Genomic DNA, 24,824 nt, shown 5'->3' with positions numbered 1-24,824 from the left:
TATAGCATTTGTTTTGGGCGGTTGATAATAACTAATACTACTATTCATGTTTGATTTTCTGTTTGCAAGTCAGCGCAAGATAAGGGCAGTTTAATAAAAAATATGCTATGATGCCAAACACTATAGCTAAAGGTTAAGGGATGAAATAAACCGTTAATCACGTTTAAAATGAGCTGATTGTATTAATCACTAAAGCTGTTTTTTGCGCATTACTATACGATATTTTGCTTTATCTTTTTTGTATTCTAACTGCCGTTATTTATCCCACAAACTTGGCATGACCAAAGGAATTAACAGACATTATGTACGCTGAAGAAACCAACAACGTCACCGCAATTAAAGACATTCGCGCTCGTGAGATTTTAGACTCGCGCGGTAACCCAACGATTGAAGCCGATGTTATCTTAGCTGATGGCACTATCGGACGCGCTGCCGTACCAAGTGGCGCATCAACAGGCTCACGTGAAGCCGTTGAGATACGTGATGGTGATAAAGATCGCTATATGGGTAAGGGCGTTAGAAAAGCGGTTGCCAATGTTAATAGCCAAATCCGTAACGCTTTAATGGACAAGGATGTTAGCGAGCAACAGAACATCGATGACACGATGATTGCGTTGGATGGTACGGACAACAAAGACAACCTTGGTGCCAATGCCATACTTGCCGTTTCACTTGCTGCCGCAAAAGCTGCCGCGCAGTCGCAAAGCTTACCGCTGCATCAATATATTGCCAATTTGCGCAACCAGACCTCGCTGACGATGCCTGTGCCAATGATGAATATCTTAAATGGTGGCGAGCACGCGGATAACACGGTCGATATTCAAGAATTTATGATTGAGCCCGTTGGTTTTACTAGCTTTTCAGAAGCATTGCGTGCCGGTACTGAGATTTTCCACAGCTTAAAGTCCGTGCTGAAATCTCAAGGTTTAAGTACCTCAGTAGGTGATGAAGGTGGCTTTGCTCCTAACCTACGTAGCAATGAAGAAGCGATCACGGTTATCATGCAAGCGATTGAGCAAGTCGGCTATAAAGCAGGTGAAGATATTCATCTAGCCTTAGATTGCGCTGCTACTGAGTTCTATAAAGATGGTAAATATATTTTGGCAGGCGAAGGTAATAAAGCTTTTGACAGCCAAGGGTTCTCAGACTATCTAGTAGGATTGGCACGTCAATATCCTATTATCTCTATCGAAGATGGTCTTGATGAGTCAGATTGGGATGGTTGGAAATATTTGACCGAGCAGATTGGTGATAAAGTCCAGCTGGTCGGTGATGACCTGTTTGTGACCAATCCTGCTATCTTGCAAGAAGGTATTGATAAGCATATTGCCAATGCGATTTTGATTAAATTCAATCAGATTGGTACATTATCAGAAACGTTAGATGCGATTTATCTAGCGAAGAAAAATGGCTATGCAACCATTATTTCACATCGCTCAGGTGAAACGGAAGACAGCACCATTGCTGATTTAGCGGTTGGTACGGCTGCTGGTCAAATTAAGACCGGCTCACTATGCCGCTCAGATCGTGTAGCAAAATATAATCAGCTATTACGTATTGAGCAGCAAGTACGTGCAAGCTATCGTGGCCGTGAAGAATTTATCGGTCTACGTGGTTAATGAGCTGAACTTATAGCTAACCCTAGGCGATATATAATTGCTTATATATCGCTTAGCGAGATTAGCCAGTTTTTATTCTCTTATTTCTATATCGTTTGGCGTTATTAGCTTATGAAATACTTTAGCCAGTTTATACTACTTGCTCTAGCTGTTGCTGTACTATTAGGACTGCAATATCAATATTGGCTGGGTGAAAATGGCCGTTTTGAGCATAATAAGCTCTTGACTCAGGTTGAAGAGCAGCAGCGCTTAAATGACAATCAAGTATTAGCCAATAACTTATTACGTACTGATGTGCATGATTTAAAGACAGGTTTAGAGGCAGTAGAAGAACATGCCCGTTTAGATTTGGGCTTGATTAAACCAAATGAAACTTTCGTCCAAGTATCAACCGCACCAAACACGCACAGTCGTTATTAATTTCTGAATCCATCGCAATAAGTATTTATTGATAACAATGACTTTTTATACCTTTAAACTTCTATTTTTATTAGCCTTTATTTCTCTCTAGTCATATAGTGATGGAATCAATCCATAAACACTGTTTTGTGAATAACGCTTTGTGAATAACGCTTTATGAACACCATCTTATGAATCCGGAACTATGAATACTGCCCCTAATATACACGCTATGATCGTCGCTGCTGGTCGCGGTAGTCGTTTTGGTGCGCCTATCGCTAAGCAGTATACGATGCTCAAAGGGCAGACATTGCTAGAGCACAGTGTGGCACGGCTTGCTGGCAGTACTTATATTGATAAATGCTTATTGGTCGTGGCAGCAGATGACAGTACAGCACAGACACTGAATTTTGCACTTCCTATCTATTATGCTATTGGCGGTGCTGAGCGTTGGCAATCGGTACAGGCGGGTGTAGAGGCAATAATTCATGCAGGTGCTGCTGCAACAGATTTGGTTGTAATCCATGATGCAGCGCGTCCCGCTGTGCCCAGCCATGATATCGATCAGGTTATTAAAGCCGCAATGCTAGAGCCTTACGGTGCTATCTTAGCGACACCGGTTACTGATACACTAAAAGAAGCCCAGTATCAGACGCACATCCAATCTATAGCTGAATCTAAATCCATAGGTGAGACTAATCCTCACTATTATGTCAAGCGTACTATTGACCGCAATGGCCTTTGGCAGGCACAAACCCCGCAAGTATTCCGTGTTGAACAATTGCGCCGTGTACTTGCTTATGTAGCTGAGCATAACCTTATTATTACCGATGAAGCCAGTGCTTTTGAACACTTGGCATTGCCGATTCGTCTAGTCACTGGCAGTCGCCAAAATATTAAGCTCACTTATCCTGACGATGCGATATTGCTCGCAGCGATTCTTACTGCCCAATCTCAACAACCATAACTATAGTCAGTTCAATATATAGAATATGCATCCAAAACAACCTTCTCCTATGATGATTTTTCTTGTTTGTTATGCGCTCTAGAAGCTTTGAAAAACTCATCGCATTAGCACAGGCTTCTCTTGATGCGAATCGATTACTTATAGCAAAAATAAGTTTGGTATTGTTTCAATCACTCTACGCAAGTTTTCTGCCTGCGATAAAAATATATTTCTTTATTCTATAATCTCTCTAAAAACACCTTTAAAAACTTAATAAGAATATTTCTATATCATTGTTGAAAATTAACAAGTTGTTACCCAAGATAAAGATATATTGCTTTGATGGCTAAACTAACCTATGATGTAACCAACTTAATACAATTAATATAAACATTTATAAAATCAATAATATACCAAGCCGAATTGTTTTTTTTAAAGGTCTTGTCTCTATGTTTTTCTAAAATGAGTATGGTTGTCTTAGCTACAATTACCTGATAATAGGGAGAAGCTGATTGTCAACGATTAATGATTCAACAAATCCAGTAATGCTAGATCTCTGCCAGCTTGTATATCTGAGCCACATTACTGCAACTGGGCTTTCAAATGCCAGTACGCTTAACGATATCGCAGAAGTCTCGATTAAGCATAATAAAGTCGATAATATTACAGGTATTCTTTGCTACGGCAACGGCTACTTTTTGCAATATGTTGAGGGTTCTGAGCAAGCATTGACCAATCTCAAAAATCGCTTGTTGGTAGATAATCGCCACAAAGATTTAAAAATATTAGATTTTTCAGTACTTTCTGAGCGTCGTTTTTCTAATTGGTCATTACGCTCTATTACGCTTGAGCGTTGGATGATTAATGAGCCTAAGCTTAAAGGCTTTATGCCATTTAAGCCCAACAGCTGGGAGCCTAATGAATGGCAGGAGTTTTTAGATATTATGCAACAGCACTATGAAGACCAACAAGAAAATATCGATATTGATATCCAGCCTATAAAATATAGTACGTTAGGCTTGACGTTAGGAAAAGTAGTTGGGCAGCACCAAGCCTTTTTCTTAATTCAAACGATACTCGGTGGTCTAATCGTATTAGCACTGCTTTGGTTAATACTAGCAGATAAAATTTGGTAGTTTTTATAGAGATATAGCGTTCATTTACACATTAAGTAAGCCAGCATACATTGCTGGCTTTTTTTTCATAAAAATATGAAATGTGGTTTGAATGTAGAATTACACTGAGTAAATAATGACAAGTGCTTGATAAGGGATGTAGCATAATCAGTAGCACCTTATAATATTTGTATTTGTTTTATTTAAGACTGACTATACTGTGAATCGGTGCGTTGATAGCCACATATTCTTGAGATATGTGTTTTAGCTTGCTGCTTATAAATGTAGCAGCCGCTTTAGAAATTCCAGTAATACTATCTCTTCTTTGGAGTGAATTAAATAGTAAGTTATTCAGCGTTTAAGAAAGTAACAGACATAAAAAAAGCCCAATCACGATATATTGTGATTGGGCTTTTTGATGGTACGCTTATCAGTCTTACTTGATGCTTTACAACAAACTTGCTAATAAGTGACGCCAAATAGTGGCGTCCCCAGGGGGATTCGAACCCCCGTTACCGCCGTGAAAGGGCGGTGTCCTAGGCCTCTAGACGATGGGGACTAGTACAACGCTTCAGCTGCTTTCACCATTTATGCTGAAGTGGTGCGTATTTTAATGGCGTCCGAGCTTTCTGTCAAGCCTTTTTCTACGTTTTTTTAAAATTAAGTATCTTTTTTTGAGTGCGCGCCGTGGATGTAGATCATTATTCTTTAAATGATGGCGTATCCATAATGAAGTACAAGTACTAATGGTTAAAGCAAGCAGCATATAACCAATAATGGTTCCCCATAATTTGAGTTGCGGATCCATAATAAAATCCTTTTTATTAAGACTTGATAATAACTGCTATCAAGTTAGTATGAGCCACTTAGACCATCTATAGGATATTACGGTGTCTTCAAAGACAAAAACAATCATTAATAAGCGAACTATCCATTCCACTTAGACGATACACAATAAGCAGCTGGGCTGACAGTTAACCTACTTATCATTGCATTAACCATATCCATATTGATTAAAAATCTAGGCAATAAAGTCATAAATTTAACAGGTCAGTATTATTTCTTTTTAATGCTTAATAGTAAGTATAGTTTAAAAATAGTGCCTTATTGTTTAGTTGTTGTTTGATATGTCTTGATCCGATGCATCTTTAACGGGCGGTACATGCAAAGCGTTGCTTAGCATAGGATAAGCGTTGAGAATATGACAAAATAGCTCAGCAGTCTTTTGCGTATCATAAAGGGCTGAGTGCGCATCATTACCATCAAAATCAAGCCCTGCTGCTTTACAGGCGCGTGCTAGCACTGTCTGTCCAAATGCGAGCGCTGATAAGGTCACGGTATCAAAGACCGAGAAGTTATGAAAAGGATTGTGGCTTTTGCTATTAGTACGTAAGACGGCGGCATTTAAGAACGCTAAATCAAAGTGCGCATTGTGTCCGATTAAAACACATTGACGGCAGTCTTCAGTACGGCGTACTTCTTTTAGACCTTTAAAAATACGGCGTAGGGCGGTTTTCTCATCTTCAGCAATCGCTTTACGTAGTGGATTATTTGGATCTATACCAGTAAAAGCCAAAGCACTTGGCTCAAGATTTGCGCCCTCAAAAGGTTCGATATGAGCATTGAACGCCTCACCCGAATAAAATATGCCCTGCTCATTAAGGAGCACAGGAATGCAAGCAATCTCTAACAACGCATCGGTTTGCGCGTTAAATCCTGCGGTTTCAACATCAACGACGACAGGCAAAAATTTACGAAAGCGCTCTTTTAAGCTCATTGGTGCTTGTTCTTCTGTGGCGGTATTTTCAGTAGGAATACTTGGCGTGACATCGAGGCGGTCATCTACATTATTGGATAAATCATCTTTAGGCAAGGCGGCATCGTTTTGAGTGGTCATATCAGGTTAAATCGCTTTTATCAGTCGAGCTGTGGTATTTAGAGTTGAGTTAAAAAATAAACATCCTACGGTATAAATGCGCCTTTTTAATAAAAGGATGGCATTGATATCGTAGGATAAAATAAAGGTGAATTTAATCTATAAAAATATAGAGAATGCCAAATTATACTTAATAAACGTTACTTTCTAATAGACCAAGGTAATGTTTCGCCTGCCATCAGTGGTGTCAATGAGCTACCATCAAAATAAGGGTAGGCTGTCGGCACCTGCATAGGGGCGTTAATGAGAGTAATAGTGCTCTCATTGACGGGTAAGCCGTAGAATTGGGCGCCAAATCGGCTAGTAAAGCCTTCTAACTTATCGATTTTACCAACGCTATCAAAAGCCGTGGCATATAGTGGTAGTGCTGTAGCAGCGCTATAACAGCCAGCACAGCCACAAGCGGCTTCTTTTTTATCGGTCGCGTGGGGAGCGGAGTCAGTGCCTAAAAAGAATTTTGGATTGCCACTGGTTGCAACATCTAATAATACTTTTTGATGGCTTTCGCGCTTTAAGATAGGCAAGCAATAAAAGTGTGGTTTGATACCACCAAGCAATAAATGATTGCGGTTAAACATCAAATGCTGCGGCGTAATAGTGGCAGCAACTTGGTTGCCTTGCGCCAATACAAAGTCAGCGGCATCACTGGTGGTAATGTGTTCCATCACAATTTTCATGGTGGGGAATTTTGTGATGATTTGTACTAACACTTCGTCTAAAAAGCGCTTTTCACGGTCAAAAATATCGACATGATCGTGCGTCACTTCACCATGTAGAAGCAGCGGCAGATTATATTTTTCAAGTGCTTCAAACACATCGACGCAGGCATTGATATCAGTGACGCCATCTGCAGAGTTGGTGGTTGCACCAGCCGGATAGAGCTTGACCGCTTGTACAATACCTGATTTTGCCGCCATTTCGATATCTTGCGCGGTAGTTGTATCGGTAAGATACAGAGTCATGCGTGGGTCAAATGCAGCCTTGCGCTCAGCAGTTAAATCACTGGCTTCCAAATGTTGCATGATACGCGCACGGTAAGCATGAGCATCATCGATATTCTTGACAGGCGGTACAAGATTTGGCATGCAGATAACGCGGTTAAAGCTCTCTGCTGCATGAGGGATGGTGGTTGCTAACGCTTTATCGTCACGCAAATGAATATGCCAATCATCTGGCTGAAGGATGGTTAATTCTCTAATCGAATCAGTCATAGTATCATCGCGCTCTATATCGTCGTATTTGGGAGTAAAAAGGGAGTTTTGCTGTGCTGCTATCATAACAGATTTGCTGACTTGACTAAATATGTGGCTAGATATCTATACATAAATTATCGGTGATTTTTTGATCTATCAAGATTTAATAGTGTATTTAGTCTACTGTGAAAAAGGTAATTATTGATTAAATAGCCTTTAAATCTAAGCGAAAACCTCGTAGCTGATGGCAGTGCCACTTTTGCCGATAGTAAATATGATGTACACTGAGCAAGCTACCTATTTTTCTATGATTTTGACTTATCATTAATATTTTTACTTCCCGTTAAACTTATTCGACAATAAATTCTTATATTAGGAGTTATTCATGGCTCAGCTTGATCCAAAAACTATTAATAAAATCGTGTTGGCCTATTCAGGTGGTCTTGACACCTCAATCATCGCTAGATGGCTACAAGAAACCTATGATGCGGAAGTGATTACGTTCACCGCTGACATTGGTCAAGGTGAAGAAGTTGAGCCTGCGCGTGCCAAAGCGGAAGCCATGGGTATCAAACATATCCATATCGAAGACTTGCGCGAAGAGTTCGCCCGTGATTATGTGTTCCCAATGTTCCGCGCCAATGCCATCTATGAAGGCGAGTATTTGCTCGGTACTTCTATCGCGCGTCCGCTAATCGCCAAGCGTTTGGTGGAAATCGCAAAAGAGCATAACGCTGATGCGATCAGTCATGGGGCGACCGGTAAAGGTAACGATCAAGTTCGGTTTGAGCTCGGCGCTGTTGCTTTATCTCCTGACGTGGTTACCATTGCACCTTGGCGTGAGTGGGATTTGTCTAGCCGTGAAAGCTTGATGGACTATGCGAAAGAGCATAATATTGCCATCGACTATGCCGGTAATAAAACCAAATCTCCTTACTCGATGGATGCTAACTTACTACATATCTCTTATGAAGGCGGCATCTTAGAAGATCCATATGCTGAAGCAGAAGACGACATGTGGCGCTGGTCAGTCAGCCCAGAAGAAGCCCCTGATAAAGCGCAATATCTAGAACTAGAGTATGAAAAAGGCGACATCGTTGCTATTGACGGCGAAAAGCTTAAACCATACGAGATAATGATCAAACTTAATGAGATTGGTGGCAAGCATGGTATCGGACGTTTAGATATCGTTGAAAACCGTTACGTCGGTATGAAGTCACGTGGGTGCTACGAGACGCCAGCAGGTACTATTATGCTAAAAGCCCATCGCGGTATTGAATCATTGACGCTTGACCGTGAAGCGGCGCATTTAAAAGATGAGCTCATGCCACGTTACGCCAAGATTATTTATAATGGCTATTGGTTTAGCCCTGAGCGTATGATGTTGCAAGCTTTGATTGACAAATCACAAGAATATGTCAATGGTACGGTACGCTTAAAATTATACAAAGGCGCAGTGAGCGTCGTCGGACGTAAGTCAGATGATTCATTGTTTGATGAAAAAATTGCGACCTTTGAAGATGATGCGGGCGCCTATGATCAAAAAGACGCAGAAGGCTTCATTCGCTTAAATGGTCTACGTTTGGCGATTGAAGCCAGCCGTGGTCGTGATTTATCTAAATAAGCTCTTTCAACTTAACGTTTTTCAGTTAAATCACACAAAAAAAGAGGCGCTATTTATATAGTGCCTCTTTTTTATTGCTGATCTATTTTTATTAATACACTTTTTACATGCTAGTTTTTGATAGCGGTTTATCTACTTAGTTTTTTCTACTTTTTCATCAGTAGGCTCATCTTCGTCTATCATCACAATAGCCACATCTTGCTGCTGACGTTCTTCTGCACTAGATTTTTGCTCCAATACCTGTTCTGTCGCAAGCCTGACACCGTCAGATTTTTGCTTGTAGTATTTGAGGGTTGCTAATCCACCAAGCAAACCGATAACGAGAATAATAATTAAAATGACAGGGTTTTTCCAGAGGGGTATCGATGCCTCGTATTCAATCGGTTTCTCACTGGTCGTTGTCGGTGTATTGTCATTATTACCACCGATTAATCCTAAGCTGACCAGAGGCGGCTTGGGTGGACTGGCCGGTTCAGAGGTGATGCGTAATCGATTGCGCTGCAAGTATATCTCTGAAATTTTCGCCAGTTGTAGCAACCAACGCTGGTGCGGTAAGGTAATGGCAGTCATCTCTGCAAACATCAATAAATCATTATGCTTGCCTTGTTGGATGTTTTCAGGTGAGCGGCCAATCACTTTTAGATAGTTCCCTGTGGCCAGTTGTATATCTTGCACAGGCTCATGATGTTGGGGTTGGAATTCTGTTAGCTCAAACCAGTAAGGATCAAAAGGTGGCGGAGCATCTGAAAGCTGCTTAGCGTTTAATAAACGCCGCTCTGAGTTATTTTCTGACGCTACTTCTAAAGATTTTTTTTCTGGTGAAATAAGTGCGTTATTATTGTTAGTGTCTGCTAATGTTACAGATATTGGCTTTGGCTGGCTGGCTGTAAAACGTGCTGCGGATAAAAACTGTGGTTGTAAAGCGAACCATTTATTGATCTCATCATTATCAAGTTGGCTATATTCCACTAAAATAGCCAGTTCACGTAGTACGATGACGCATAGCGAGGTAAGTAAGATTTGCACTTGTGGCGTCGTCGCGTCGATCTGTACGGCAATATGATCGCTGGCTTTAATCACGCGTGCATTATCATGGAATATCGCATCGGCTGCATCATGACGATGATATAACGTTGCATTAAGGGTCGCAAAGTTCATAGAGTTATACTGCCGTAGCTCTTTGACCGCATGACGTCCAAACAGTTTTTTGCTAACAGTTTGTCCTGTGTGCCGCTGCTGATAAGCGAGAAGGGCACTGACAATTGCTTGTAAACTGGCGTCCATGGCTAAACGCGCCTGCGGCAATGAAAGCTGAGCGACATCTGCCAATAATGACACCATAGGCTTGGTATCTTGATATAGAAAATCATACATCGACACACGTGTCGGTGAAATAGTCGTCATAATCTGCTAGCATCAAAAAGTGTGCCCCTATATTACGGTGCCGAATCCCTTGATACAATCCCTTAATACTAGAAAACCTAATTCATTTTTTATAATGCGGTTAATAATGAGATATATGAACTGACAGATGGAAGACAGCTATGACAAATAACGAAAATATTATGAAACAGCTGGTGATTAATATTGCTCAGCAAAATTTGACACTATATAAGCAGAAAAAGGTGGTTGCTCAGTACGCAGTATCTACTGCTAAAAACGGCATAGGCAGTCAACAAGACAGTGGCTGTACGCCACTTGGTAAACACGTTATCGCAGAAAAAATAGGCTCAAGTGCGCCGAGTAATGCTGTATTTATTGGTCGTGTAGCTACTGGTGAGATATATGATGAGGCTTTTGGAGCGTTACATCCTGAACGCGATTGGATATTAAGCCGCATCTTATGGTTAAGCGGTCTTGAAGAAGGTGCTAATAAAGGCAGCAATAGCCAAGGCGGCTGCGATACTTATCAGCGCTATATTTATATTCATGGCACACCAGACAGTGAGCCTATGGGCGTACCGCTCTCTCATGGTTGTGTCCGTATGCGTAATCAGAACATTATTGAATTGTTTGAACAGGTGGATAAAGGCACGCCCGTTGCTATTATTAATGATGTTCATGATATCGATGACGTTAGTGACATTTGACATTGCTCCCGTTACCAACATTTATGAATAATCTATAAAAATAGTCCTATGCCGCGTTATAAAATTCATTCATATTCTTACCGTTATAGAAGATTATTTTACAAGAGTCACTTACAAGGTTATTGATAAAATAAAATTAACAATAACGAACTGATATTAAGTTATTTGCTACAATACTTATCGAGATTTTAAGTTCTTAGAAAGAGTGGCTAACTCTCAAGAATATAGAATCCTATTCTATTAAGCATATTAATAATAATTAAGAGGAACATAATAATGACTACCGCCAGTTTAGTAAGTCTACAACAGGCCTTTGATGAACGCCGTACCATTTATGCTTTAGGTAACGATTTACCAGTAGATCCAAGAGCGATTGTTAACATTGCTGAGCGCGTGCTGCTACATACACCATCTGCTTTTAATTCTCAGTCTTCACGGTTAATCGTATTGTTCGGTGAGCAGCATAAACAAGTATGGGATATTGCCGAAGATAAGTTGCGTCAGGAAGTAGGCGATGGCGATTTTGCAAGTAGCAAACAAAAGATGGACAGCTTTCGAGCAGCGGCAGGCACGGTGCTGTTTTATGAAGATAAAGAAGTCACAAAATCGTTGCAAAATAATTTTGCCTTATATGCTGATAAGTTCCCTCTGTGGGCGCATCAGACCTCAGCAATGCATCAGTATGCTATGTGGACAGAATTACGTACGTTAGACGTTGGTGCGAGTCTCCAGCACTACAACCCGCTGATTGATGAGGATGTCGCCGTGGCATTTTCAGTTCCTAAAAACTGGGATCTAATCGCGCAAATGCCATTCGGCAATATCCTTGAGCCTGCTGGTAAAAAATCCTATCAGCCGCTTAATGAGCGTATGAAAGTATTTGGATTAGATAACTAGTCGGTTGTTAATACAGTAAAAAAACAATTAAAAAAGACAGCTCATATTTATGATGCTGTCTTTTTTATGTTTGTATCCACTTAATAGTACACAAGGTTAATCACAATAATTCAAAGTGATATTATTCGTTTTTACCAAAACGTTGCACAATCTTGAATACGATCTAGGCGCTTTTGCAAGCGTTTAGAGTCATCTTTTAAAATAGCAGCAAACCATCCTACGCCATATAATGTATCAGATTCGGTTAATGATTTTTGCTGATAGCACTGCTGATAATAAGTCATATCGACTTGTTTACCGAGTAATTTTTGCGCTTTTACCACGCGTTTTAGCCAGCGTTTGGTTTTCTTTTTGCCATATAAAGGGGCGGCAAGCTCACTAATATAACGTAGGTTTTTGAGCTGATAATGTAATTGCTGCTGCGCTTGATAGTGATCATTGTTTTCCAAGCCATTATTTTTCAAACCGCTATTTTTTGAATCAGCGTTGGTTGAATCAAGGCTGTCAGGCTTAGCCTTGATTCCATCATTCAGTCTTTCTTCGGTTTTCAAAAACTTCGCTTGCTGTTTAGACAGTATTCTTGTGAGAGGCTCGAAGGCAGCTTTATCCGCTTGTGGCTCAAGGCTAGGATCACTCATGGTAAAGGCAATCAACTCCAGCAAGGTCAGCTGAAAGTCATTGGCACTTACTGCATCGATGGGTGTAATTTTTATCGCTTTAACATCTGCTGTCCAATCAACCATTGGTGCGCCATAATTTTGCAGCATTGGTTCAATATGGGTAGCGAGATAGCTAAGGTCGTAATAGTCTCTGAGTGACGTTGCTGTTCGTTTGATGATGAGCAACCAATCAGGATTGACTTCATCAGAGAAGCTGGCAAAGGCTATTAGCGCAATACGTAAGCGACAAACACCGATATGCAGTTGCAAAACGTGTTTATTGTCAGTGCTGCCAGCGACGATAGCACTGCTATTCGGTAGTATCTGTAGTAGACAGTTATGGACGACTGCGCGTAAAAAAGCGGGCATACTGATGTTTTTGTTTATATTGAGCTCACTAAGATTGGCGCTAGCGGCTGGGCTGTAGCGTTGCCCTTTGATCAGCAAGCCACCACGTTCTGCTTTGGTCACGGTGGATAAGCATAATCTATAACGTTTACACCAAGTTTTGGCCGTCGCAAATAAAAAATCCAAATCTCCTGATACGAGCTCAAACTCTATTTCTTGAATGGCGTCCCGCTGGCTATCATCGCGACCATGGATGATTTGTCCATCGTCATATGCCACTTCAATACTATTAATAATTTCATCGCTCGTATCTTCTATCAATAAGCGGGTAGTACGCTCTACATCGGTTACATATAACCGTGTTAGTTTTTTAGCTAATTTTTTTAGCTTCAAATCTGCTAATGTGGGGGCAATAGCCGTGTCTTTATAAATGCTTAAATCAGGCATGAGGTCGTTATTGTCGAGCATCGCTTGTACCTGCTCATTATCCAATGTCAAATTGTGCTCTAGACGCGCCGCAATGCCATCACCACCAGCCTTAATGGTCTGCACCCAAGTATCACCCTCTTTACGAATGCGCAAGCCAATACCGGCCTGTGCAAGCTGCTGATCAGGTGTATCATAATAATGAGCAGCCATTTGCGTCACCTGTGAAGATTTGACTTTCGCTTGGCGCATCAAACCTTTTAATCGCAACTCTGGCACCAAAAACTTTAGCTCTATCTCTTGCATGCTATTCTCCGATGATTTTAAAGCTTAGCACCATCCTATGAGAGGCTACTACTAATAACAAGCAAAATATTATAGCTGTGAATTTACATAATTTACTTCAACAATATACTTTTAGGGAAGAATCACTATAATTAGGATGATTTATCAAACAAAAGTAGAATATAGATGATTGGTGAAATGATGAAATCTACAGCTGATAGTTCCAAAAATGATTTGGATCTTAAAATAATGAAGATATGTAAACAAAATGAGTGTAGCGCTACTTGTTATTCTAAAGTATTGAGTTTTAAAACCTTGATGCTACCAATATTGCTGCCGGCAATATTAGGTTCGCTAATCTTGATAGGCGGCTGTAGCGACTCTTCTGAATATGCGGAGAGCAGTGCTGATATGGAGTCAGTTCAGTCTGCAACGGAGGAGGCTACTGATAATAGTGAGATAAATGGCATTATGTCAGAGCCTTCATTGGATTCAGCTGATGTTACATCAAATGCTAAGCCTGCTGCTAACGACTTGAGCGTGGATAATTTATCAGGTGACAGTGAGCAGACACTTGGCAGCCAAGTAACAGATATTCAAATCGAAGGTAAAGAGCTGCTGATTACTGCCAATGCCAACTTTAAAGTGGAGGATGTCGTAAAGAGTACTAGCGCTATTGAGAATCTAACCCGTCAGCAGGGTGGCTATGTAGCGCTGAGTAAAACGACTAATATTGAAAGTGATAGTCGAACCTTTAATAAAGGTGATCAGAACGTCACTTTGACCACTTACTATCGACAAGCAACGATGACTGTACGTATCCCTCGTGAAAAGGTTAGCGGCTTTTTAAAGCAAGTCCAGCAACAAGTGGCTTTTTTAAATGAGCAGGAATTTAGTGCACAGGATGTGACTTTAGATATCTATCGTCAGCAATTAGCCTCCAAATTGAACAGTGATATGGCTAGCGAGCTCAGTCAAGAGCGCCTTAATAGCAAAAATGACAAAGATCAAGACAGTAACGTCGATACGATTACTGCTACTTATGCAGCCCGTCAACAGCAGGAGTATGCTCAGTTAGAGAAGTTAGATATCGCTGATAAAATAAAGTATAGCACTATAGATTTTACCTTTACCCAGCCTAACAGCAGCTATAAAGAAACTACGCAAAATCTAGATATTATTATTGATGCTGAACGTCCAAGCTTTGCTGCACAAGTTGGTGGAGCCTTTAAAGAAGGTTGGAATATGTTGAGGGCAATCGCTCTTGGCCTTATACAACTATGGTGGTTAGTCGTATTATTCGGTGTTTTTTATCTAATCTATAGAATGATAAAATCCCTATACCGTAAATTATTCAAAAATGATGCACATCTAAAAAACCTGAAGCGTGATCTGGTTGATAAAAGTCATGCACGTCAATACTCAACAGATTTAAAGAAAAGTCGGGTAAATGACAATCAGGTAAGTAATGCTGACAGCGTCGATAATACTGGCAGCACCGATGATAAGCCCTCTAACTAAAACCTAAATTTCCACCTTAATTCACTAACATGCACACATAAAAAAGCCGCCCTACATCATGTAAGGCGGCTTTTTATTCTACTTCTACAATGTGCTTATAAATGAGTTCTTATTTGAACTGATCCATTGTGTTTTTACCGCCGCCAGCTTTTAGCGCGTTGTCACCTGAGAAGATTTCTTTGTGATCATCACCGATGTCAGAACCAGCCATTGCTTGATGCTTAACACAAGCGATGCCTTCACGGATTTCTTTACGTTGTACGCCAGCAACATAAGCAAGCATACCATCTTCACCGAAGTAACCTTTAGACAGGTTATGAACTTCTAGTGCAGCAGTGTGATAAGTAGGTAGAGTGATTAAGTGATGGAATACACCTGCTTCACGAGCCGCATCTTTTTGGAAGTTTTTAGCAAGCTCATCAGCAGCAGTATTCAATTCTGTATCGTCGTAAGCGCCGCTCATTAAGTCATCTTTATTGTACGCAGAGATGTCTTTACCTTCTTTTTCCCATGCAGCAATTACTTGCTTACGGAAGTTAAGCGTCCAGTTAAACGATGGGCTGTTGTTATAAACAAGCTTCGCTTTTGGCTGTTGCTCTTTAATACGATCTACCATCATTTTGATGTGTTCTACGTCTGGAGTTGGTGTTTCGATCCATAGTAGATCCGCACCGTTTTCTAGAGCGGTTACACAGTCAAGAACAACACGGTCAATGTTAGTTTCTTCACGGAACTGATATAGACCGTTTGCTAGGCGTACTGGACGAACCAATTTACCGTCATGCTTAAGTAAGCTATCGTTTTCTTTAGCGTTTTCAAGCGTCACTTCTTCCATTTCGATGAAATCGATATATTTAGAAGCTAAATCGCCTGGCTCATTTGATACTGGGATTTTCTGAGTGAGTGATGCGCCTTCAGAGTCAGTACGAGCAACGATGATACCGTTTTCAACACCTAGCTCTAAGAATGCATAGCGAAGGGCATTGATTTTTGCGATATAGTCTTCATGCGGTACCGTAACTTTACCCGCTTGATGACCACATTGCTTAGCATCAGAAACTTGGTTTTCGATTTGTAGTGCACAAGCACCCGCTTCGATGATTTTCTTAGCCAAGATGTAAGTGGCTTCTTCGTTACCGAAACCAGCATCGATATCAGCAATAATTGGCACAACATGCGACTCAAAGTTTTCGATTTTGTCTTGAATTTCTTTAATGTCTTTACCAGCTTCTTCAGCAGCATTTAGCTCACGGAAGTAATCGTTTAGCACTTTAGCATCAGCTTGGCGTAAGAAAGTATAGATTTCTTCAACTAGCTTTGGCACTGACGTTTTTTCATGCATAGATTGGTCAGGTAATGGACCGAATTCTGAACGTAGGGCTGCAACCATCCAACCTGATAGGTAGATGTATTTTTTAGACGTTGTATTGAAGTATTTTTTGTTAGCATACATGGTTTGTTGAGCGATAAAACCATGCCAAGCACCTAATGACTGGGTGTACTGAGACGTGTCATTATCGTATTCTTCCATGTCTTTACGCATGATATCTGCAGTATATTTTGCAATATCTAAACCAGTTTTAAAGCGGTTTTGCACCATCATACGTGCGGCATCGGTCTCGCTGATATTCTGCCAATTGCCATGTTTTTGCTTTAGTTCACGTATTAAATCAATTGCTGATGTATAAGTTGACATCTAGACTGCTCCATTGGTGGTGAATAAATGAGTAAATTTAAATAATTTCCGTATATATAAAGATGCTGGCAGAAGCAAGGATTCGAAATAAAAGCCTCTTGCGTTAGCAATCTCTACTAAACTATAAGAAAATCGTCAGAAAAGCAATAAAAACCTGTCGCTTTGGTCAGCTTTTATTATTTGAGATGTTATTTTAGGCTTAATTGGTTGTTCTATAGCACTTGTTCGGCTTATAAAGTGCTTATTACCCTAAAGAGTACAAAGTACTAATGCAAGCTTAAAAACAAATAAGCGCAAAAAATTAAGTTTGCGTAATAAACCTTATGTCCGTATTTCAGCATGAAAATGCGATAAAATATACTTTTTAGCCAATCCATTAAAACGTATGGTGACGGCCTAATATTTAACGATGCCTAGTAAGTACTTGCTAGCCACTATAGCTAGGTTACCAAGATTTATCTAGTTTATGATTATTATCTTGGGTATTTTATTTAGTTATAGTAGAATAAAAACAAGGGCTTGAGGTGGTAGTTTTTGTTAGTTTTGATGTTTTTTATCTAAATTTATATAAATATTAAATATAAAAACAGTCTTATCATCTTGTTTGATCTGATATATACGGCGTAATAGCGCACAAAATGGCCAAATTTTAAGTGCCATCTATTCTATAGCAAAGAGAAAAATATATGAATTTGCAGCGGGTTGATTTAAATTTATTGGTACATTTAGATGTATTGCTACGAGAAAAAAACGTCACACGTGCTGCTGAGCAGCTTGGCATTACCCAGCCTGCGATGAGTAATATTTTGCGGCGCTTACGTAAACTGTTTAATGATCCGTTGTTGGTACGCTCATCTGAAGGTATGACGCCGACCGAACGTGCGCTTGAGCTACAGCCACGTATTCGTGAGATATTGGCTGATTTGACGCAAGTATTGGAGCCGCGCACCGAATTTCGTCCTTATAGTACCTCGCGCGTTTTTCGTATCATGACCTCAGATTATGCTGAGGCGACTTTAGTACCTAAGCTCGTAAAAGCACTACGCTCAGAAGCGCCTAATGTCATTTTAGATTTCTTGACGCCATCAGACGTTTCATATCGTGATATGGAGCAGGGGCGAGTAGATTTAGCGATTAACCGCTTTAATGAAATCCCGCAAAGCTTCCATCAAGTGTTGGTGTGGCGCGATACCTTTAGCTGCTTACTGTCCTCTGACAGTCCTTATGCGCATCGCTTTAATCTTAAAAACTACCTTAAAGCGCAGCACGTTTGGGTATCAAAAACTGGTATGGGCGTGGGATTTGGTGTTAATCCAGAAAAATCTGGTGGCTTAGGGTCGATCGATCAGGCACTGCAACGTTTGGGACAAAAGCGTCAAATCAGTGTCTTTACCCGCCATTATCAGATGCCAGCCATGCTCGCAGCAAATAAAGATTTGGTTGCAACCTTACCCACGCGCGTGGCAAAAATGCAGGCTAATAACGACAGCATTATGATGGTTGAGCCACCATTTTTTATCCCTGAATTTGAGTTAACTATGGCATGGTCACCTTTATTACAGCACCATCCAGCCCATCGCTGGTTGCGTCAGCTTATTATGCATGTGGCACGTCAAATCGTCGATGATGAAGAGAACCCACCACAAGAAATTCCTATTATTAATCACTTGTTTTAGTTGCTTTTATCCATATCATATACATCTTATTGTTTAAACCAGCCATTGTGCTGGTTTTTTATTTATCTAATTTTGTCCTCTACACTTTATATTAATAATTATTAGCACCGTCACATTCTTAACATCTTACTCACATTTCTTTATATCTTGTAAAATTCCAAGTCAAATGGTTTGTTATGCTAATAGGCGTTAAGGTAAACAATATAGATAACGCTCATTATTAAGATAAATTGTTAATTTCGATAATAGAATAAAATTTCATTTAACGATGCGCAATCAATACTCAATGATTAGTAATGAATCAGCTAAAAATTATCAATCATATTAAAACAAACTAATAAGGATAATAACAATGTCAGATATTACGACGATTAACCCGACTACAGGTGAAGAGATTAAGAGCTACGATTATATGACCACAGATGAGGTCAATAATATTGTGGAGGCCTCACATCAAGCATTTTTAGAGTGGCGTCAGGTCAGTCACGATGAGCGCGCAAAGGTGATTAATTCTATTGGCGAGACGTTAATAAAATATAAAGAAGAGTTATCCAAGTTAATGACTGAAGAGCGCGGCAAACTGTATAGCCAAAGCCTGCAAGAAATAGATTTGTGTAAAGGCATTTGCGATTATACCGCCTCGCAAGGCATCGCTGCACTTGCTGATGATGAGCGTGATATCGAAGGTCTTAAAAAAGGTATTGTGAGCTATCAGCCTATAGGCATCATATACGGTATGCAGCCTTGGAATTTTCCTGCTTATCAAGTATTTCGCTATACCATTGCCAATTTGATGGCGGGCAATAGTATTTTGCTTAAGCATGCATCAAATGTAACTGGTTCTGGCTTATTAATTGAAAAAATATTCCATGAGTCAGATTTGCCAAATGATCTGTTTCGTACCATTTTGATCGATCATGATCAATCAGAAGTGTTAATCGGTCATGATAAAGTACGCGGCGTGACGTTGACTGGTAGTGATAAAGCAGGTAGCATCATTGGCCAGCAAGCGGCAAAAGCAATTAAGAAAACCGTACTAGAGCTAGGCTCAAACGATGCATTTATTGTTTTAGAAGACGCTGACCTGGAGCTGGCAGTAGCTACTTGTACCCAAGCACGCCTTATTAATAATGGCGAAACTTGTGTCGCAGCGAAACGCTTTATCGTCGTCGACAGCTTGTATGATGATTTCCGTAAACGCATTGTTGCAAGCTTTGAAAATACGAAGTCGGGCGACCCAATGGACGACAGCTCGGATATTGGTCCATTAGCGCGAAAAGATTTGCAAGAAAAATTGCATGAGCAAGTAGAAGACAGTGTCAAAAAAGGCGCGACCATCTCAGTTGGTGGTAAATTGCCAGAAGGCAAAGGTAATTTTTATCCAGCGACCATTTTAGAAAACGTCAAAAAAGGTCAGCCAGCTTATGATGATGAGTTGTTTGGTCCAGTGGCCTCGCTTATCCGAGCCAAAGATCAAGACGATGCCTTACGCATTGCCAACGACAGCCGTTACGGTTTGGGTGGCGCTATCTTCTCTAAAGATGAGGAAAAAGCCATACGCTTAGCACGTGAAGAGTTTGATACAGGGATGATCTATATCAATGGCTACGGTCTTGCCAATCCAGCATTGCCGTTCGGTGGGGTAAAAAATTCAGGTCACGGTCGCGAACATGGCGGCTTTGGTATTAAAGAATTTGTAAACATCAAAGGTATTCATGTCCATAATGGTGAGTCATAAACGCTAATAGAAATAAGTCTTTAGACATAAAGCGTTCTTGTCTTAACGTATAGAAATAGTAAAGCCTAGTCATTTATCAAATGGCTAGGCTTTTTTGCTGCTTGTCTCAGCGAATAAACTATAGTTTATCCACTTTTAAAAGAATACAGTGATGCTGGTATGAGTTTTTTATAGCCTCTGTCTGCGGAAGCACAGCAAGCAAGAAAAATTTATTCCAGCAGCACGTTATAATATTTGCACTTCTTTTATTTAGGATTGACTATATTCATTTACTTAGTCGTTTAAATATAGTTTTAACGGTAGCGTTGGCATAAAGGTATTTTGTTGATGAGCCAATGGAGCAGTGCCTAACGAGAGTGCGCCTTTAGCCAATAATAAAATCGTCCAAGGTAATAATTGATGCTCAAGCTTTTGCACACGTGCTTGTAAGCTATCGGCAGTATCTTTCTGGTTAACTGCTAGAAGAGCTTGGGTCAAAACAGCGCCAGCATCAAGCTCTGCAGTGACGACATGAATACTACAGCCATGATGACGCTCGCCAGCTTGGATAGCACGCTGATGAGTATCTAGGCCTTTATAAGCAGGTAGCAGGGCAGGGTGTAGATTAATCATCGGTGCTGGCGCGTTATCGATAAAGGGGCCACTCAATACGCGCATAAAACCTGCTAACACAATCAAATCAGGTTGCCATACTTTCAATTGCTCGCTAGCATGGCTCTCAAAGGTTTTGATACCCATACGTTTGCCGCTAGCAACGTGTGACAGCACAGCTACTGGAATGGAAGCATCTTTAGCACGCGTAATAGCATAAGCATCTTCACGGTTACTAATGACGCCGACAATCTCAATCGGTAGCGCGCTAGCTTGCATCGCATTGATTAATACTTGCAGATTGCTACCACTACCAGATACCAAGACGGCAATACGCAATGGTTTTTTGGCTTGGCTTACCGTATGAGCTGATGTTAGCGCTACTTCTGATATTGATTCTGGCATTAACGATACACCACTGCATCCGCTTCGCGACTAACCATTTCACCTAATTTCCATGCTTTTTCGCCAGCATCGGTCAAGGTTTGAATAGCAGCATCTGCTTTATCTTTTGGTACCACGATGACAAAACCAACACCGCAATTAAAGGTGCGGTACATCTCGCTTTGTTCGATATTGCCTTGGGTTTGTAGCCAAGTAAATAACTCTGAAAACTGCCAGCTATTGGTATCGATGCTAGCCGCTAAATTCTCTGGTAATACACGTGGTAGGTTATCCGTTAAGCCGCCACCAGTGATATGCGACATCGCATGTAGGGATGAGCTGCCAAGGGTGTCTTGCAAGGCTTTAATGGCTTTAACATAGATACGAGTAGGAGCCATCAGTGCGTCTTGGATAGACTGACCATCTAATTGCTCATCGCTGCTCGTCACGTCAACGCCGCTGACTTCGATAACTTTACGCACCAGTGAATAACCGTTTGAATGCGCGCCACTTGAGGCAAGGGCGATAAGCACATCGCCTTCAGCAACATTTTCACCAGTGATAACTTCTGCTTCTTCAACCACGCCGACACAGAATCCAGCTAAGTCATAATCATCATTTTGATACATGCCTGGCATTTCAGCTGTCTCACCACCGATAAGCGCACAATTTGACAGCTTACAGCCTTCGCCAATTCCAGTGACTACGGTAGCTGCCACATCGACATCAAGCTTGCCCGTTGCATAGTAATCTAGGAAAAATAATGGCTCAGCACCACAAACCAATAAATCATTGACGCACATGGCGACCAAATCAATACCGATCGTGTCATGACGATTGAGCTGTAATGCCAGCTTGAGCTTAGTGCCTACACCGTCAGTACCTGAAACTAATAAAGGTGAGGTGTAACCAGTCGGAATACGACAAAGCGCCCCAAAGCCGCCAAGTCCGCCCACCACTTCAGGGCGTGAGGTGGCTTTTGCCACGGATTTAATACGTTGTACCAACGCATCGCCAGCATCAATATCAACGCCAGCATCTTTGTAGCTTAAAGAAGGCTTGTTGCTCATGGTCATCTCACAAATTTTATAGGGAATGAAGTTCAGTCAGTAAAAATGCGTGTCGGTCGTATGAATTTTGCAGATTGTGCGCGCATTATACCCAAAAATCACCCTTACTCGCAAAGCAACTTGCTTTTATTTGACCGAAATTTCACCGAATCTGGCTAATATTTAATAAAGACTGATAATAAGGCTGGCATAAAAGCTAACATAAAAATTAAGAAACAAAAAATGACGGCTTTTTTACTGTATTCTGCAATAATAGAACGCTAAATTTATGCTCAATAACTGTTTGCTATTAGCATGTTATTGCTTAATAAGACACATAATCAATCTTCATCAAGCCATTATATTAAATCAGCCCAATCTTAGGATTACCTTTCATGATAAACCAACCAATAGACCCCTTTTTTCGACGCTTATTTATTGTCGTTGCTATTGTTGTGACTGTGGTTTTATTACATTTAATGACGCCGGTTATCGTACCGTTTGTCTTTGCTTTTGTGCTGGCTTATTTATTTAATCCGCTGGTAAAGCGTTTATCAAAATATATTAAACGCTGGATGGCCATTATTATTGTTTATTCTACGATTACTCTAGGGATGGTGTTGCTGCTTTGGTGGTTGGTACCGACATTGTGGCATCAGTTGCAAGCGGCATGGGAATACTTGCCCAAGGTTTTAACTTGGTATAATGAAGTGGTACGTGAATGGTTCGCAAGCCATGGTCGTATTCGACTGCCAGAGTTAGAAGCCAAAGGTTTCTCTGAGACATTGGTTGAATACATGCAAACCAATTATAAGTTTGAAGATGCTAGCAGTATGATGAGTCAAATACTCGCCTCAAGCATGAACTTTATCAATAGTGCTGGACTAATAGTATTGGTACCGATTTTGACCTTTTATTTCTTGTTTAATTGGGATCAGCGCTTAAATACGTGGAAGATGGCAATCCCCGCTAACTATAGCAACAAAGCCATTCAGATTGCGCAAGAGTGTGATCGTGCACTGATGGCTTTTATTAAAGGTCAGTTACTGGTGATGGTGTTACTAGGCGCTATTTATGCCGTGCAGCTGCAGCTTATAGGGCTTGAGCTTGGACTGATTATTGGCATGGTTGCCGGTGTTGCCAGCTTTGTGCCGTATTTAGGCTTTGGTATCGGCTTTATTGCGGCAATTATCGCTTGTCTGTTCCAATTTGGCTTAGACTGGAAGTATTTATCGTTAGTCGTTGGTGCGTTTTTGATTGGGCAAGCCGCAGAGGGATATGTCTTACAGCCTCTGCTATTAGGTGACAAAATTGGTCTATCACCATTATGGGTTATCTTTGCGGTATTGGCGGGCGCAAGCTTACTAGGCTTCGTTGGTATGCTGATTGCGCTGCCTGTGTCTGCGGTTCTCAACGTATTATTCCGTCATTTATATGCTTATTATCAATCGACTGATTTTTATAAAGGCCGTAAGCAGTTGGCTTTATTTGACAGAAAATAAGTGATGTTATATCTAAGTTTGATTTAAAGTCGGTCGAAAGCAGATAGGGTGTATAACCTGTCAGAGTCGATTACATGTTGGATAAATGACGATTGATTGGGCTTAATGGGTAAAAGACTTGTCAGTCATTTTGCAAATATGTTATATATAGGCGCAGTATGAACGGTATTAGCCGTTACTAGGTTGGCTTTGGTTAAAGTAGATTTTACGAAAGCCAGTTTAAGAAATATTAGTCGTTTAGCCTTTTTATTGATTGTGCTACGCAAACCGAGTTGATGATTCATGGCAGAAGCACAGCTAAGTCTCAATCTGGACATTAAGCATGATGCAAGTCTTAGCGACTTTGGCGGTCCGGGTTGGATGTCTATTATTGATGCAGTGCGGCAGCTACATGTCGGCCTGATTGGTCAGCTGTACCTATTTGGCAGTCCTGCTACTGGTAAGTCGCACTTATTATCCGCTATTTGTGAGTCATTTATCGAGATGGACAAGTCAGCGATTTGTTTGTCATTAAATGAATTGATTCATACCGATGTCAATGTATTATCCTCTTTAGAGAACTTCTCGCTGATTGCTATCGATGATTTAGAAGTGCTTGAACAAAGTAGCCAATGGCAAGAAGCTTTATTTCATTTGATCAATCGTAGTCGTGAAGGACAGCGCCAGTTATTATTTGCCTCCAATAAACCTGCAACTGAATTGCCTTTTCAGTTGAGAGATTTGCTCACACGTCTGGCTCAAGCGCCTGCTTTTAAAGTACCTACGGGTCATGACCTAGCCGATCGTCAAGCATTATTACAGTCTATCTTACGTCGGCGTGGTTGGCAGTTTGATGAGCGTATTACTCATTATCTGCTTACTGAAGGACCGCATCGTATTGGGGCAATGATGGAGGTGCTAAACTATATTCAGCCAATGTTCTCTAATCTTAGCCGTAGTAATATATCCAAAGCCGTCATCAGTGATGCACTACGGACTATTGATGAGCAAACGCTTGCCGCGGAGCTTGCCGATATCGCGCAGGAGACGCAAGTAGATAATGATGCCGCCGATCAAGATCAGCATACCCAGCATACAATGCCACTTGATTTCTAGCATGAAGAACAAAAATCTTTCTATCTGAAACGCTT

Annotated in this window: 20 protein-coding genes and 1 tRNA gene; 12 read left to right on the top strand and 9 right to left on the bottom strand. The window is 40.8% G+C overall.

The annotated features are described in order from the left end of the window. The first annotated feature begins 302 nt into the window (after positions 1 to 302). The 4 genes from eno to WAZ74_RS03635 all read left to right on the top strand — a co-directional run bounded on the left by eno (position 303) and on the right by WAZ74_RS03635 (position 4,100). Entirely contained in the window at positions 303 to 1,619 is a 1,317-nt protein-coding gene (eno, locus tag WAZ74_RS03650) for a phosphopyruvate hydratase (protein WP_422305910.1), read from the top strand. A gap of 111 nt (positions 1,620 to 1,730) precedes the next feature. After that, entirely contained in the window at positions 1,731 to 2,039 is a 309-nt protein-coding gene (locus tag WAZ74_RS03645) for an FtsB family cell division protein (protein WP_422305908.1), read from the top strand. A 184-nt stretch (positions 2,040 to 2,223) separates the two neighbouring features. Beyond that, positions 2,224 to 2,985 (top strand): 2-C-methyl-D-erythritol 4-phosphate cytidylyltransferase, encoded by a 762-nt coding sequence (gene ispD, locus WAZ74_RS03640; protein ID WP_422305906.1) that lies wholly within the window; start codon positions 2,224 to 2,226, stop codon positions 2,983 to 2,985. 491 nt (positions 2,986 to 3,476) lie between these two features. Beyond that, complete coding sequence (locus WAZ74_RS03635; RefSeq protein WP_422305904.1) at positions 3,477 to 4,100, top strand: BLUF domain-containing protein; 624 nt, start codon at positions 3,477 to 3,479, stop codon at positions 4,098 to 4,100. 462 nt (positions 4,101 to 4,562) lie between these two features. Here the strand turns inward: WAZ74_RS03635 and WAZ74_RS03630 are convergent. The 4 genes from WAZ74_RS03630 to pyrC form a co-directional block, all read right to left on the bottom strand. After that, a tRNA-Glu gene (locus tag WAZ74_RS03630) sits at positions 4,563 to 4,638 on the bottom strand. 51 nt (positions 4,639 to 4,689) lie between these two features. Beyond that, complete coding sequence (locus tag WAZ74_RS03625) at positions 4,690 to 4,887, bottom strand: hypothetical protein (protein ID WP_422305902.1); 198 nt, start codon at positions 4,885 to 4,887, stop codon at positions 4,690 to 4,692. Between the two features lie 303 nt (positions 4,888 to 5,190). Continuing rightward, positions 5,191 to 5,976: a ribonuclease T gene (rnt, locus tag WAZ74_RS03620; RefSeq protein WP_422305900.1), complete on the bottom strand. Its 786-nt coding sequence runs from the start codon at positions 5,974 to 5,976 to the stop codon at positions 5,191 to 5,193. 179 nt (positions 5,977 to 6,155) lie between these two features. Continuing rightward, entirely contained in the window at positions 6,156 to 7,226 is a 1,071-nt protein-coding gene (pyrC, locus tag WAZ74_RS03615) for a dihydroorotase (RefSeq protein ID WP_422305898.1), read from the bottom strand. Positions 7,227 to 7,593: 367 nt separating this feature from the next. Here pyrC and WAZ74_RS03610 point away from each other — a divergent pair, with 367 nt between their 5' ends. Continuing rightward, the gene (locus tag WAZ74_RS03610; RefSeq protein ID WP_422305896.1) at positions 7,594 to 8,832 is read left to right on the top strand and encodes an argininosuccinate synthase; all 1,239 of its coding nucleotides are present in this window, start codon (positions 7,594 to 7,596) and stop codon (positions 8,830 to 8,832) included. A gap of 132 nt (positions 8,833 to 8,964) precedes the next feature. On the opposite strand, the gene WAZ74_RS03605 is transcribed toward WAZ74_RS03610, so the two are convergent. Beyond that, entirely contained in the window at positions 8,965 to 10,236 is a 1,272-nt protein-coding gene (locus WAZ74_RS03605) for a hypothetical protein (RefSeq protein WP_422305894.1), read from the bottom strand. 140 nt (positions 10,237 to 10,376) lie between these two features. Here WAZ74_RS03605 and WAZ74_RS03600 point away from each other — a divergent pair, with 140 nt between their 5' ends. After that, positions 10,377 to 10,922 (top strand): L,D-transpeptidase family protein, encoded by a 546-nt coding sequence (locus WAZ74_RS03600; protein WP_422305892.1) that lies wholly within the window; start codon positions 10,377 to 10,379, stop codon positions 10,920 to 10,922. A gap of 276 nt (positions 10,923 to 11,198) precedes the next feature. Further along, the gene (locus tag WAZ74_RS03595; protein ID WP_422305890.1) at positions 11,199 to 11,819 is read left to right on the top strand and encodes a nitroreductase family protein; all 621 of its coding nucleotides are present in this window, start codon (positions 11,199 to 11,201) and stop codon (positions 11,817 to 11,819) included. 131 nt (positions 11,820 to 11,950) lie between these two features. Here WAZ74_RS03595 and WAZ74_RS03590 read toward each other — a convergent pair whose 3' ends face one another. Beyond that, a complete protein-coding gene (locus tag WAZ74_RS03590; protein ID WP_422305888.1) occupies positions 11,951 to 13,558 on the bottom strand; it encodes a CYTH domain-containing protein in 1,608 nt (535 codons plus the stop codon). A gap of 177 nt (positions 13,559 to 13,735) precedes the next feature. Here WAZ74_RS03590 and WAZ74_RS03585 point away from each other — a divergent pair, with 177 nt between their 5' ends. Next, complete coding sequence (locus WAZ74_RS03585; RefSeq protein ID WP_422305886.1) at positions 13,736 to 15,058, top strand: DUF4349 domain-containing protein; 1,323 nt, start codon at positions 13,736 to 13,738, stop codon at positions 15,056 to 15,058. 109 nt (positions 15,059 to 15,167) lie between these two features. Here the strand turns inward: WAZ74_RS03585 and WAZ74_RS03580 are convergent, their stop codons facing one another. Then, positions 15,168 to 16,754 carry an isocitrate lyase gene (locus WAZ74_RS03580; RefSeq protein ID WP_422305884.1) on the bottom strand — a complete coding sequence of 529 codons (1,587 nt, stop codon included), beginning with the start codon at positions 16,752 to 16,754 and terminating at the stop codon, positions 15,168 to 15,170. Positions 16,755 to 17,440: 686 nt separating this feature from the next. Here WAZ74_RS03580 and WAZ74_RS03575 point away from each other — a divergent pair. Both WAZ74_RS03575 and WAZ74_RS03570 read left to right on the top strand, forming a co-directional pair. Continuing rightward, on the top strand, positions 17,441 to 18,430 hold the full coding sequence (locus WAZ74_RS03575) for a LysR family transcriptional regulator (protein WP_079692346.1): 990 nt from the start codon (positions 17,441 to 17,443) through the stop codon (positions 18,428 to 18,430). A gap of 352 nt (positions 18,431 to 18,782) precedes the next feature. Next, complete coding sequence (locus tag WAZ74_RS03570; protein ID WP_422305881.1) at positions 18,783 to 20,168, top strand: NAD-dependent succinate-semialdehyde dehydrogenase; 1,386 nt, start codon at positions 18,783 to 18,785, stop codon at positions 20,166 to 20,168. A 273-nt stretch (positions 20,169 to 20,441) separates the two neighbouring features. Here the strand turns inward: WAZ74_RS03570 and purN are convergent, their stop codons facing one another. Together purN and purM are read right to left on the bottom strand one after the other, a co-directional pair. Beyond that, the gene (purN, locus tag WAZ74_RS03565) at positions 20,442 to 21,164 is read right to left on the bottom strand and encodes a phosphoribosylglycinamide formyltransferase (RefSeq protein ID WP_422305879.1); all 723 of its coding nucleotides are present in this window, start codon (positions 21,162 to 21,164) and stop codon (positions 20,442 to 20,444) included. Next, positions 21,164 to 22,213, bottom strand: coding sequence for a phosphoribosylformylglycinamidine cyclo-ligase (purM, locus tag WAZ74_RS03560; protein WP_422305877.1), 1,050 nt, complete (start codon positions 22,211 to 22,213; stop codon positions 21,164 to 21,166). The genes purN and purM overlap by 1 nt, the downstream gene beginning before the upstream one ends. 374 nt (positions 22,214 to 22,587) lie before the next feature. On the opposite strand from purM, the gene WAZ74_RS03555 reads away from it, so the two are divergent. Both WAZ74_RS03555 and hda read left to right on the top strand, forming a co-directional pair. Next, a complete protein-coding gene (locus WAZ74_RS03555; protein WP_422305875.1) occupies positions 22,588 to 23,694 on the top strand; it encodes an AI-2E family transporter in 1,107 nt (368 codons plus the stop codon). 282 nt (positions 23,695 to 23,976) lie between these two features. Next, a complete protein-coding gene (hda, locus tag WAZ74_RS03550) occupies positions 23,977 to 24,789 on the top strand; it encodes a DnaA regulatory inactivator Hda (RefSeq protein ID WP_422305873.1) in 813 nt (270 codons plus the stop codon). Positions 24,790 to 24,824: the final 35 nt, after the last annotated feature.

This window comes from Psychrobacter sp., from assembly GCF_049295055.1.
GTDB lineage: Bacteria > Pseudomonadota > Gammaproteobacteria > Pseudomonadales > Moraxellaceae > Psychrobacter.
Note: the sequence above shows the minus strand (reverse complement) of the source record. Positions and strands in the feature narration are given on the sequence as shown.